Source organism: Pseudomonas sp. PDM18, assembly GCF_014852585.1.
Lineage (GTDB): Bacteria > Pseudomonadota > Gammaproteobacteria > Pseudomonadales > Pseudomonadaceae > Pseudomonas.
This window is the reverse complement of record NZ_JACVBX010000008.1, coordinates 186,770-198,752: the sequence shown is the minus strand read 5'-3', so window position 1 is coordinate 198,752 and position 11,983 is coordinate 186,770. Positions and strand designations below refer to the sequence as shown.

The 11,983-nt window shown below is 63.9% G+C and carries 9 protein-coding genes; 5 read left to right on the top strand and 4 right to left on the bottom strand.

Going from position 1 to position 11,983, the window contains the following annotated elements:
* Window positions 1-3 precede the first annotated feature (3 nt).
* The 5 genes from IB274_RS17745 (at window position 4) to IB274_RS17725 (ending at window position 6,853) form a co-directional block, all read left to right on the top strand.
* Window positions 4-1,122: a glycosyltransferase family 4 protein gene (locus tag IB274_RS17745; RefSeq protein ID WP_192433276.1), complete on the top strand. Its 1,119-nt coding sequence runs from the start codon at window positions 4-6 to the stop codon at window positions 1,120-1,122.
* Window positions 1,119-1,994, top strand: coding sequence for a glucose-1-phosphate thymidylyltransferase RfbA (gene rfbA / locus IB274_RS17740; RefSeq protein WP_192433274.1), 876 nt, complete (start codon window positions 1,119-1,121; stop codon window positions 1,992-1,994). Before IB274_RS17745 ends, rfbA begins: the two co-directional genes overlap by 4 nt.
* 102 nt (window positions 1,995-2,096) lie before the next feature.
* Window positions 2,097-3,497 carry an undecaprenyl-phosphate glucose phosphotransferase gene (locus tag IB274_RS17735; protein ID WP_192433272.1) on the top strand — a complete coding sequence of 467 codons (1,401 nt, stop codon included), beginning with the start codon at window positions 2,097-2,099 and terminating at the stop codon, window positions 3,495-3,497.
* Between the two features lie 31 nt (window positions 3,498-3,528).
* A complete protein-coding gene (locus IB274_RS17730) occupies window positions 3,529-4,650 on the top strand; it encodes a polysaccharide biosynthesis/export family protein (protein WP_192433270.1) in 1,122 nt (373 codons plus the stop codon).
* An 844-nt stretch (window positions 4,651-5,494) separates the two neighbouring features.
* Complete coding sequence (locus IB274_RS17725; RefSeq protein ID WP_192433268.1) at window positions 5,495-6,853, top strand: OprD family porin; 1,359 nt, start codon at window positions 5,495-5,497, stop codon at window positions 6,851-6,853.
* A gap of 222 nt (window positions 6,854-7,075) precedes the next feature.
* Here the strand turns inward: IB274_RS17725 and aguA are convergent, their stop codons facing one another.
* From aguA to IB274_RS17705, 4 genes are all read right to left on the bottom strand, one after another.
* Window positions 7,076-8,185 (bottom strand): agmatine deiminase, encoded by a 1,110-nt coding sequence (aguA, locus tag IB274_RS17720; protein ID WP_192433266.1) that lies wholly within the window; start codon window positions 8,183-8,185, stop codon window positions 7,076-7,078.
* A gap of 270 nt (window positions 8,186-8,455) precedes the next feature.
* Complete coding sequence (locus tag IB274_RS17715) at window positions 8,456-9,097, bottom strand: TetR/AcrR family transcriptional regulator (RefSeq protein WP_192433264.1); 642 nt, start codon at window positions 9,095-9,097, stop codon at window positions 8,456-8,458.
* Window positions 9,098-9,152: 55 nt separating this feature from the next.
* Window positions 9,153-10,214 (bottom strand): polyamine ABC transporter substrate-binding protein, encoded by a 1,062-nt coding sequence (locus IB274_RS17710; protein ID WP_192433262.1) that lies wholly within the window; start codon window positions 10,212-10,214, stop codon window positions 9,153-9,155.
* A gap of 250 nt (window positions 10,215-10,464) precedes the next feature.
* Window positions 10,465-11,844, bottom strand: a complete 1,380-nt coding sequence (locus tag IB274_RS17705; RefSeq protein ID WP_192433260.1) for a glutamine synthetase family protein — start codon at window positions 11,842-11,844, stop codon at window positions 10,465-10,467.
* Between the last annotated feature and the right edge of the window lie 139 nt (window positions 11,845-11,983).

Here is an 11,983-nt window from a genome sequence, read left to right as displayed (position 1 = left end):
TAAATGATCGTGATCAACGCGCGTTTTCTCACCCAGCAAGTGAGTGGTGTGCAGCGCTTCGCCGAACAGATTTCGCTGTCGCTGGCGCGGCTGCGCAGCGACCTCCACTTCGTCGTGCCGCCTGGCGAAATCCTCCGCCCGGATATCGCCAGCCAACTCCGTGTCGAACAGATCGGTCAGCGCAGCGGGCACCTCTGGGAGCAGATCGACCTGCCGCTGTGGCTGGCCCGTCACGGCCGGCCGCTGCTGGTCTCGCTGTGTAGCACGGCGCCGCTGGCATATTCGCGGCAGGTGGTGACGCACCACGACATCACCTACGTGCGCCACCCGGAAAGTTTCTCCTGGAAGTTCCGCGCGCTGTATCGCGTGATGATCCCGCTGATGCTGCGCCGCTCGCTGGCGCAGGTCACGGTCAGCGAGTTTTCCCGCGAGGAGATCGCCTCGCACTATGGCATCGACCGCAAAGGCATCCATGTGATCGCCAATGCGGTATCCGCCGAATTCTGCACCGGCCTGGAACCGACGCTGCTCGAACGTCCCTATGTCCTGGCGGTGTCCTCACCGGCGGCGCACAAGAACTTCTCGCGGCTGATCGAAGCGTTCCGCCTGCTCGGCGAGCTGGACGTGGAATTGCGCATCGTAGGTGCCGCCAACCGCAGCTTCGTCGATGCGCAACTGCAGCAGAGCGGGCAGGGTGACCGGGTGCGTTGGCTGGGCCGGCTGGATGACGATCAGCTGATCGAGCAATACCGCAATGCTGCCGTCTTCGCCTTCCCGTCGCTGTACGAAGGCTTCGGCATCCCGCCGCTGGAAGCACAGGCCTGTGGCTGCCCGGTGGTGGCCGCCAGCAGTGCGTCGATTCCCGAAGTGCTGGGCAACTCGGTGCTGTACTTCGACCCCCTCGATCCGCCTGGCATTGCCGCCGCCCTGCGCCGCGTGCTGCTCGACCACAAGCTGCGTGCCGACCTGCGCCGTCTGGGGCAGGAGAACGTCCTGCGTTACTCCTGGGACATCTCTGCACTGCGGCTTTCCAGCCTGATCGACTCCTTTCTGACCGAGCGCTCGGACTACCCGGCGCGCTTCGACGCCAAACAGATCGCCAAGCAAGGAGGCAGATCATGAAAGGCATCATCCTCGCCGGTGGCTCCGGCACCCGCCTGCATCCCATTACCCTGGGTGTGTCCAAGCAACTGCTGCCGATCTACGACAAGCCGATGGTGTACTACCCGCTATCAGTGCTGATGCTCGCCGGCATCGACGACATCCTGCTGATCTGCACGCCCGCCGACCTGCCGAACTTCCGCGCCCTGCTGGGTGACGGCGAGCAGTTCGGCGTGCGCCTGCAATACGCCGTGCAGCCGGCGCCGGACGGGCTGGCGCAGGCCTTCCTGATCGGCGCGCAATTCATCGGCGACGACTCGGTGTGCCTGGTGCTGGGCGACAACATCTTCTACGGCCAGGGCTTCACCGAAACCCTGCGCGAAGCTGCTGCGCGGTCCCGGGGCGCCACCGTGTTCGGCTACCAGGTGGCGGACCCGGGGCGCTTCGGCGTGGTCGAGTTCGACGACGCAGGCCGGGTGCTTTCCATCGAGGAAAAACCCCGCGTGCCGCGCTCCAACTACGCCGTCACCGGTTTGTATTTCTACGACAACCGCGTGGTGGACATGGCCCGCCAGATCCGCCCTTCGGCCCGCGGCGAACTGGAAATCACCGACATCAACAACCTTTACCTGGAGCTGGGCGAACTGCACGTCAGCCTGCTCGGCCGCGGGTTCGCCTGGCTGGACACCGGCACCCACGAATCGCTGATGGAGGCCGGCCATTTCGTGCAGACCATCGAGGAGCGCCAGGGACTCAAGGTCGCCTGCCTGGAGGAGATCGCCTTCCAGCAGGGCTGGCTCAGCGATACGCAGCTGGCGCTGCAGGCCGAGCGCCTGAGCAAGACCGGCTATGGCCGCTACCTGCAGCAACTGCTGCTGGACAAGCGACAGTGAACCCGCACCCGGCGAGCCCGTGGAGGGCTGGCCGGCACTGCGCCCGATAACGGACTGCGATGCAGCGGCGCCAGGAGCGACGCCGGCAGTCGTGAGGTCATCATGCCCAACAAGACGAAAGGAATTCTGCGTGCGCACCAGTCGCTGATCTCGCTGGCGCACCGCCTGAGCGACATCCTGGTGATCGTACTCACCGGGGTCGTGCTGCTTGGCGCCGGCAATGGCGTGCTGGATGCACAGATCTGGGTCTCGGTGCTGCTCTGCGTGATGCTGTTTCACTGGCTCGGCGAGCTGAACCAGCTCTACGGCTCCTGGCGTGGCGAGTCGCTGCTACGTGAGTCGTTGAGCGTCACCCTGTACTGGTCGCTTGCGTTCTTCGCTGTGCTGCTGTTGGACATCTCGCTGCGCCATGTGGAGCTGGAAGAACCCCGGCGCCTGGGCTGGTTCGCCGCAGCGCTGCTGATCATGTGCGGCTACCGCCTGGCCATCCGCATGTTGCTGCGCGTCGCCCGACGCCATGGCTTCAACAGCCGCAATGTGGCCATCTACGGCACCGGCGAAGTCGGCGCGCGACTGGCCGAGACCATCCTTGCCGCACCCTGGATGGGCCTGCGACTGATCGGCTTCTACGACGACCGCCCGCAGCAGATGGAACTGGGCGAGCGGGTACCGGTGAAAGGCGACCGCCTGGCGCTGATCGAGGCCGCTCGCTCGGGGCAGATCGACAAGGTCTACCTGACCCTGCCGCTGTCCCGCGAGCCGCTGCTCAACGAGCTGATCCGCGAGCTTTCCGACACCACGGTGTCGGTCTACCTGATCCCCGACCTGTTCATGTTCGACCTGCTGCACGCGCGCAGCGAGAGCATCAACGGGCTGGCCACCATCAGCATCTTCGACACGCCCATGGACGGCCCCAACGCCGTGCTCAAGCGCATCGAGGACATCGTGCTGGCCTCGTTGATCCTGCTGCTGATCGCCGTGCCCATGTTGTGCATCGCAGTGGCCGTGAAGCTCACCTCGCGCGGCCCGGTGCTGTTCCGGCAGACCCGCTACGGCATGGATGGCCGGCCCATCCGCGTCTGGAAGTTCCGCAGCATGACAGTCATGGAGGACGGCGCCGCCGTTATCCAGGCCTCGCGCAACGATTGCCGCATCACCCCGCTGGGCGCCTTCCTGCGGCGCACCTCGCTGGATGAATTGCCACAGTTCTTCAACGTCTTGCTCGGCGACATGTCCGTGGTCGGCCCACGCCCCCACGCCGTGGCGCACAACGAGCAATACCGGCGTCAGGTCAGCCGTTACATGCTGCGTCACAAGGTCAAGCCAGGCATTACCGGCTGGGCCCAGGTGAACGGCTGGCGTGGCGAAACAGACACCCTGGAGAAGATGCAGAAGCGCATCGAGTTCGATCTGGACTACATCGAGAACTGGTCCGTCTGGTGGGACCTGAAGATTGTCTTGCTGACCCTGTTCAAGGGTTTCGTACACCGCAATGCCTATTGAGTTTCCACACAAGCTTCAAGGAAGGATTGCCATGAAAAACCTGCTCGCTTTCAGCTTTGTAGTCGGCAGTCTGGCGCTACAAGGCTGCGTGTTCTCCCCCGGTCAGCACATGACGGATTCCGATATCCAGAGTGAGGCACAAAAACAGGGGATGAACATCACCCTCGTGCCCATCACGGCCCAGGTGCTGCAACGCCAGGAAGCCGATTTCGCCGCCCGGCCCGGCGTGCCGACGGAACTGCTGAACTACCGTCCTCCCCAGGAGGACTATGTGATCGGTGGTGGCGACGTACTGCTGGTGACCGTCTGGGATCACCCGGAACTGACCAGCCCCGGCTCGACCCAGCAGATGGAAGCCAACGGACGCGTTGTCGGCGCCGACGGCAACATCTTCTTCCCCTATGCCGGCGTGGTGCGCGCCGAAGGACAGACTCCGGCGCAGTTGCGTACGAGTCTGTCCCGACGGCTGGCGAACAAGGGAATCGTCGACCCGCAGGTGGACGTCACCGTGCTGCGCTATGGCAGCCAGCACGTGGTGCTCTCCGGGGCCTTCCAGAACGGCGGTCAGGTCGAACTGAACAACACGCCTACCACGCTGGTGCAGGCGGTCAGCAAGGCCGGGGTGATCACCGGCGAGGCGGACCTTTCCGGGCTGACGCTCAAGCGTGATGGCCGCGAATACGTGCTCGACGTCGACGCGCTCAACCGCTCCGGTTCGACGCTGACCGGTATCTACCTGAAGAACGGCGACCAGATCCACCTGCCCTACAACGACCGCAAGAAAGTCTACGTGGTCGGTGAAGTGGAGCGTCCGCAGGTGGTCACCTATCGCACCACCGGTCTGTCCCTGCTGGAAGTGCTCGGCAACGCCGGCGGCCTGGCCCCCGAAACCTCCGACGGCGACTCGGTCTACGTGATCCGTGGCAACCCGGAACCGGTCGCCGGCAGCGCGCCGGGCGCCTTCCGGGCCCAGGTCTTCCACCTGGAAGCCAAGCGGCCGACCGCCTACGCCCTGGCCAAGGAATTCGCCATGCAGCCGCAGGACGTGGTGTTCATCGGCCCGGCCAACATCACGCGCTGGAACCGCTTCATCAGCCAACTGCTGCCGTCGGCCAACATCATCAGCACCAGCGCGGCCGTCGGCGGCAACTGATCGCCCCCCGCACTCTCCGGCAATGCCCACGGCCTAGGGGAATTTTCCTACCGCCGCGGGTGGATCGCTGGAATCGACTCCGCACCCGGCGGTGGCCATCATCGCCGCCCTCGGGTGCAGGGACGCACCACTCCTAGGCGGACGCCAGTCTGCCGCTCTCCTTTGGGACCTTCCCCTAGCACAGGGTCCCGAACCCGCCCGCGTTGCAGCGCTGGCGGGTTTTTTTTGCTCGGCGTTCGTCCGCTCAGGCCGAGTCCTTACGCCCTTTCCCACGGTCAGCCACTTGACACGAACTGGGTACCTCTTCAGGGAGGCGCCGCCGGTCATTCGGCGTGCTATCATATATTCCTAAAAGAAATTACATAGTAATAATTAATTCTTTTTTGATTTATAGAGCTTCTTTTATCTTGGCCTCCAGCGTTGCCGTGACAGCGAAGGGGGATGGCGGTTATCCGCCAGGATTAGGGGGCTCGTGGCGGTTTTCCGCTGATTTTTCTGAAGGTGTTTGCTTGCTGATCGTTCCGGGTGTCGGAAATGGCGGGCGTGTCGGGCCAATAAGGTCGGTTGGCCTGGGGATTGCCTAGCCACTGGCGCATGCCCCGCGCATTGCCACAACAACAAGACACGAGAGCCGATCCATGCCATTCCATTCTTCTACTGCCCTCCCGCCTGCTTGCCTGCGCTCGATCCCCGTATAGGGGAGCGCCGTACACCGCCGAATTACCGCATGCCGAGCGTGCCTGACACGCCATGGCCGCTGCTTGCCGTTCGATCGGGCTCCACTGGAGCCAGTGGTCGTCTTGAATGGCCTGCTTTCCAAGATCAATAAAATGGGGAAATTCCAATGAAACGCCGCACTCTCACGCAATCGAGCCTCGCACTCGCCATCGCTGCCGCAGGCCTCGCCCAATCCGCCGTCGCCGGTGGGTTCATTGAAGACAGCAAGGCCAACCTGACGCTGCGCAACTTCTACATCAACACTGACAACCGCAACGGCACCGCCGAGCCGAGCAAGCAGGAAGAGTGGGGCCAGGGCTTCCTGCTCAACTACACCTCCGGCTTCACCGAAGGCACCGTGGGCTTCGGCGTTGACGCCCTGGGCCTGCTGGGCGTGCGCCTGGACAGTGGCAAGGGCACACATTACAACCCGACCAGCTCGAGTTTTTCCGGTACTGTCTTCCCCACCGATGGTGACGGTCGCGCGGTTGACGATTTCTCCCACCTGGGCGCCACCGGCAAGGTGAAGGTTTCCAGCACCGTGCTGCAGTACGGCACCCTGCTGCCCAAGCTGCCGGTCGTGACCTACAACGACGGTCGCCTGCTGCCGCAGACCTTCGAGGGTGGCCAGGTCACCTCGAACGAGTTCAAGGACCTGACCCTGCTCGGCGGTCAGCTGGAACACATGAAGGGCCGCAGCTCCAGCAACAACGAAGGGCTATCCATCGCCGGCGCCAACAATGCGCGCACCGGTGAGTTCGTCAACAAGTTTTACTACGGCGGCGCCGACTACAAGCTGACCAAGGACCTGACGCTGCAGTACTACTACGGCAACCTGCAGGACTTCTACAAACAGCACTTCCTCGGCCTGCAGCACAACTGGGCGATCGGCCCGGGCGTGCTGAAATCCGACCTGCGCTACTTCCACAGCAGCGACGACGGCAAGAACGGCCACGACAAGGCCTTCTACACCAACGGCTACTACGGCAACGGTGTGACCAAGGGCGAAGTCGACAACCGCGCCTGGAGCGGCCTCTTCACCTACACCGTCAGCGGACACAGCTTCGGTGCCGGCTACCAGCAGCTCAGTGGCGACAGTGACTTCCCGTTCATCAACAACGGCGATGGCGCTACCGCCTACCTGATCACCGACGTGCAGATCGGCAAGTTCCTGCGTGCCGGCGAGCGTACCTGGCAGGTCCGCTACGGCTACGACTTCGCCCAGGCCGGCCTGCCGGGCCTGACCTTCCAGACCCTGTACCTGCACGGCGACAACATCGATACCAAATACGGCGACAAGAGCGAGTGGGAGCGTGATATCTCCCTGGCCTACGTGATTCCGGATGGCACCTTCAAGGGCCTGGGCTTCACCTGGAAGAACGCCGCCCTGCGCAGCGGTCTGCCGACCGCCGGCTCGGGCACCGCGACCCAGCGCGACCAGGACGAGAACCGCCTGATCGTCAGCTACACCATTCCGCTGCTGTAATCCTCGCGGGTTGAAAAAAGCCGCCGTTCTCGCAAGAGACGGCGGCTTTTTCATGTCTGCCTCACACCTTCGGACGTTGCTTTTTGTAGGAGCGAGCTTGCTCGCGAATGATCCCCGCTGCGAAGCCGTTCGCGAGCAAGCTCGCTCCTACAGCGGCATTCCTCTGCCAATGAAAAAGGCCGTCGCTCCGTTAGGGGCGACGGCCTTTCATTACTCAGCGAATCAGCGTTTCTGCGGCGCCGGTTGCTGCTGGGTGATGCAGTGGATGTTGCCGCCGCCCAGGAGGATCTCGCGGCCCGGCACCATGACGATCTCATGCTCGGGGAAGATGCGCTTGAGGGTGGCTTCGGCCTCGGCGTCCGCCGGGTCGTCGAAGCGCGGAGCGATGATGCCGCCGTTGACGATCAGGAAGTTGACGTAGGAGCCGGCCAGGCGGATCGACGGATCGCGCGGCTGGGTGCCGATCACCAGGTCGATGCCTTCGCACTCGGTTTCGGTCGCATGGATCGGGCCGGGGATGACGATCTTGTGCACGGTCAGCTGGCGGCCCTTGGCATCGCGGGCGGATTCCAGCACGCGCATGGCGGCCTGGCAGCGCTCGTAGTTCGGGTCGTTCTGATCGTCGGTCCAGGCCAGAAGCACTTCGCCCGGGCGCACGTAGCAGCAGAAGTTGTCGACGTGGCCGTCGGTCTCGTCGTTGAACAGGCCGTCAGGCAGCCAGATCACGGTGTCGATGGCCAGGTGCTCGCGCAGCACGTCCTCGATCTCTTCGCGGCTCATGTGCGGGTTGCGGTTGTGGTTGAGCAGGCATTCCTCGGTGGTGATCAGGGTGCCTTCGCCGTCGACGTGGATCGAGCCGCCTTCGAGTACGAAGCCTTCGGTGCGGTAGCCGTCGCAGCGCTCGATGCCGAGGATCTTGCTCGCCACCTGGTCGTCGCGGTGCCACGGGAAGTACAGGCCGCCTTCCAGGCCGCCCCAGGCGTTGAAGGTCCAGTCCACGCCACGCACGTCGCCCTTGTCGTTGGTGACGAAGGTCGGGCCGGTGTCGCGCACCCAGGCGTCGTCGTTGCTGATCTCCACCACGCGGATATTGGCCGCGTCGGCCAACTGGGCGCGGGCATTCTCGTACTGGCCGGCGGAGACGCCGATGGTCACCGGCTCGAAGCGGGCGATGGCGCGGGCCACGGCGCTGAAGGCGGCCTGCGCGGGCTTGCCGCCCAGGCGCCAGTTGTCCGGACGCTCGGGCCAGACCATCCAGGTCTGGGTCTGGGGTTCCCATTCCGCCGGCATGCGGAAGCCATCGGCGCGGGGAGTGCTGGTCAGCGTGGTCATGGGGCGGTCCTTGATGGTTGTTTCGCGGAGGGGGAGGCCGATATCCATCGATGGATAGCGCTGCATTCCACCCATCCTGCGGAGCGGGTTGTGTCATTCGGGAGATCGCGCCGTCGAGCGTCGCAGGAGGGCCAGTATAGGTCGCCAGTCCTGCCATCGCCTCGGGGTGCTCTCAGATTGGAGAGTTTATATCCGATAAAAATCGGTTTATGAAGGGATTTTTTGAAATATTCAGCTCGATAATTCGGATATTTATCGGATAAAAATCGATTATTTGAGGGCTGTGGGACGTTTCGGCAGGCAGGGCGGCAGGTACAGCGACAGGTAGGCGTCGATCACCCGCATGCCTTCTTCGGCCAGGCGCTCGGTGATCTGCCCGTGGCGCTGCACGGAGAGGGCGTAGACGCGATCGCCCAGCTCGATGGCCAGGCTGAATACCTCGATGTCCTGCGGCAGCGGCGGCAGCTCGAAGTGGCGCTCGAACAGTTCGCGCATGGCCTGGCCGAGTTGCACGTCGTGCTGGCTGTCGGCTTGGGTGACTTCGGCGAGACCGTGGCTGGCGAGGATCAGCTGACGCGCGGCGGCGTCTTCGGCGTATACGGCCAGGGTACGCTGCTCGACCAGTCGCGCGAGGTCGCGCCAGTCGCGCAGGGCGGCGTGGTCGACGGGTTGTTCCAGGCAGGCGCGGAAGGCGGCATGGACGTCGCTGGTCAGCCCCTGCAGCAGGGCTGGTACGCTGGGGAAGAAGTGGTAGACGGAGGAGGGCGGGATATCTGCGCGCTCGGCCACGGCGTAGATCGACAGGCTTGCCGCGCCGTTCTCGGCCAGCAGGGCGCGGGCAGCCTCGAGGATCACGGCGATGCGTGCCTGGCTGCTGGCGCGGGGCTTGCGAGAGGGAGAGGGAGCGGGCATGACGACCTCCGGAGCTGGGCGGCTATTGGACGCCAGCTCCGGGGTGCTCGGCAAGTCAGCTGCCGCCGTCGCGCAGCTTGCCCCAGACTTCGGTAATCACTGGGGCGGTCTTCTCCGGCGCGGTTTCCAGAGCGAACAGGCGGCGCTTGGTTTCCTGGTCCGGGTAGAGGCCCGGCTGGTCGCGCAGGGCGGCGTCGAGGAACTGCGCAGAGTCCTTGTTGCCGTTGGGGTAGAGGGTAGCGGCGGTGATCTGCGCGGCGACCTTGGGCTGCATCAGGTAGTCGATGAATTTCAGCGCCAGGTCCGGGTGTTCCGATGCGCTGGGGACCACCAGGTTGTCGATGAACAGCACCGAGCCTTCCTGCGGCACCACGAAGCGTACCGGCTGGCCGGCGTTGGCCGCGCCCAGGGCGTCGCCGACCCAGGCCATGGCGACGCACAGCTTGCCGGCGTTGAGGTCCTGGATGTAGCGCTCGCTGTCGATGTAGCGCAGGTTCGGGCGCAGCTGCGCGAGTACTTCGCCGGCGCGGCGAATCTGCGACGGCGCGCTGCGGGCGAAGTTGCGGCCCTGGTAGTTCATCAGCACCGAGAAGGCTTCGTCCGGGGCGTCCAGCAGGCTAATGCCGCAGGCCTTCAGGCGCTGGCTCTGCTGCGGGTCGAAGAGAATGCTCCAGCTGTCGGGCAGCTTGCCGCCGTAGGCCTTCTCCGCTTCGGGTTCGTTGATCGCCAGGCCCACGGCGCCCCACAGGTAGGGCACGGCATGCTGGTTGTTGGGGTCGACGGCGGCCAGTTTGCTCAGCAGCTGGGTGTCGAGGTGGCTGCGGTTGGGCAGCTTGCTGAAGTCCAGCGCCTGGATGCGCTTGTCGCGGATCAGGGCGGGTAGGTCATTATGCGAGGGCACGGCGACATCGAATTTCTGACCGCTGTCCAGGGCCTTCTTGACCTCTGCGGCGGTGCTGTAGGTCGTGTACTCGACCCGGATGCCGGTGTCCTTCTCGAAGTCCTTGAGCACTTCGGGGGCGATGTAGTCGTTCCAGTTGTAGACGCGGATGACCTGGTCCGCCCAGGCGGATAGCGGGCACAACAGCATCAGAATCAAGGCGTACAGGCGTGGCATTGGCGATCTCCCTGAATGAACCACGTAATCAGTGGATGCGGCATTCATTCGCCGCTCGATAGCGCGACAGCAAGGACACGACAGACGCGATGGACGCCCGGGCGGGCGGATGGAGACATCGCGAGGCAGGCAGGAACGACGGATGTGACTCGCCTCAGCGCCCCTCCTCGCCGTTGCGATGTCGCAGTTCCCCGGGTGTGCCAGAGGCACAAGGAAACGCCGGCGCGAGGGCCGGCGTTTCGTTTACCACTTATACGGTGTGCAAGTACCAGTTGTACTCGAGGTCGGAGATCGAATACTCGAACTCCTGCATCTCATGCTCCTTGCACGCGACGAAGATGTCGATGTACTCGGGGCTGATGTACTTGTTCATCACATCGCTGTCGTCCAGCTCGCGCAGTGCATCGCGCAGGTTGTTCGGCAGACTCTGCTCCAGTTGCTCGTAGGCGTTGCCTTCGATCGGCGCGCCCGGCTCGACCTCGTTGGTCAGGCCGTGGTGGACGCCGGCCAGTACCGCCGAGAGCAGCAGGTACGGGTTGGCATCGGCGCCGGCGACGCGGTGCTCCAGGCGCACCGCTTCAGGCGCTCCGGTGGGTACGCGCAGGGCAACGGTACGATTGTCCAGGCCCCAGCTCGGTGCGTTCGGCACGAAGAAGGCCGAACCGAAACGGCGGTACGAGTTGACGTTCGGGCAGAGGAACGCCATCGACGCCGGCAGGGTCTCGAGCACACCGCCGATCGCGTGGCGCAACGCGGCGTTCTGCTCGGGATCCTCGCTGGTGAAGATGTTCTTGCCGTCCTTGTCGAGCAGCGAGACGTGTACGTGCAGACCGTTGCCGGCCTGACCCGGGTAGGGCTTGGCCATGAAGGTCGAGTCCATCTCGTGGTCGTAGGCGACGTTCTTGATCAGGCGCTTGAGCAGGACCGCGTAGTCGCAAGCCTTCAGGGCGTCGTCAACGTGGTGCATGTTGACTTCGAACTGTGCCGGGGCGCTCTCCTTGACGATGGCGTCGGCCGGGATGCCCTGGGCGCGAGCGCCGTCGATGATGTCCTGCAGGCAGTCAGCGTACTCGTCGAGGTCGTCGATGGAGTAGACCTGGACCGATTGCGGACGTTTGCCGGAGATCGGCGAGCGCGGCGGCTGCGGACGGCCGTTCACGTTCTCCTGGTCGATCAGGTAGAACTCCAGCTCGAAGGCCGCGACGATGGTCAGGCCGATGTCGGTGAACTTCTGTACGACTTGACGTAGCACTTCACGCGGGTCGGCGAAAAACGGCGTGCGTTCTTCCATCTCGTGCATGGTCATCAGCAGCTGCGCGGTCGGGCGCTTCTGCCAGGGTTCCATGGAGAGGGTGTTGGGGATTGGGAAACAGACGCGATCCGCGTCGCCAATGTCCAGGCCGAGGCCGGTGCTTTCTACCGTGGAGCCGGTGATGTCGAGAGCGAAGAGAGAGGCGGGGAGGTTAATGCCTTTCTCATAGACTTTGGGCAGGTTGGTGCGTTCGATGCGCTTGCCGCGGACCACACCATTCATGTCTGCAATAAGGAGGTCGACGAATTGGACCTCGGGGTGTTCCTTCAGGAACTCACTCGCTTCTTCGAGCGACACGGCACTCTGGGGTACCGACATGATGTAACACCTTTATTGTTAAAAATTTCAATCATTCGAAAGCTGAGGTGTGAGTCAATCCGAATTGGCAAGGGTTGTCAATGTCGCACCAAAGTGGGGCGCACCGGTCGCGATGGGCCGTTTTTGGGGCGTTTCGAGC

Bases quoted from the DNA above. Each gene is read 5' to 3' on its own strand.
- IB274_RS17745 (WP_192433276.1), top strand. From the start codon at position 4: ATGATCGTGATCAACGCGCGTTTTCTCACCCAGCAAGTGAGTGGTGTG.
- rfbA (WP_192433274.1), top strand. From the start codon at position 1,119: ATGAAAGGCATCATCCTCGCCGGTGGCTCCGGCACCCGCCTGCATCCC.
- IB274_RS17735 (WP_192433272.1), top strand. From the start codon at position 2,097: ATGCCCAACAAGACGAAAGGAATTCTGCGTGCGCACCAGTCGCTGATC.
- IB274_RS17730 (WP_192433270.1), top strand. From the start codon at position 3,529: ATGAAAAACCTGCTCGCTTTCAGCTTTGTAGTCGGCAGTCTGGCGCTA.
- IB274_RS17725 (WP_192433268.1), top strand. From the start codon at position 5,495: ATGAAACGCCGCACTCTCACGCAATCGAGCCTCGCACTCGCCATCGCT.
- aguA (WP_192433266.1), bottom strand. From the start codon at position 8,185: ATGACCACGCTGACCAGCACTCCCCGCGCCGATGGCTTCCGCATGCCG.
- IB274_RS17715 (WP_192433264.1), bottom strand. From the start codon at position 9,097: ATGCCCGCTCCCTCTCCCTCTCGCAAGCCCCGCGCCAGCAGCCAGGCA.
- IB274_RS17710 (WP_192433262.1), bottom strand. From the start codon at position 10,214: ATGCCACGCCTGTACGCCTTGATTCTGATGCTGTTGTGCCCGCTATCC.
- IB274_RS17705 (WP_192433260.1), bottom strand. From the start codon at position 11,844: ATGTCGGTACCCCAGAGTGCCGTGTCGCTCGAAGAAGCGAGTGAGTTC.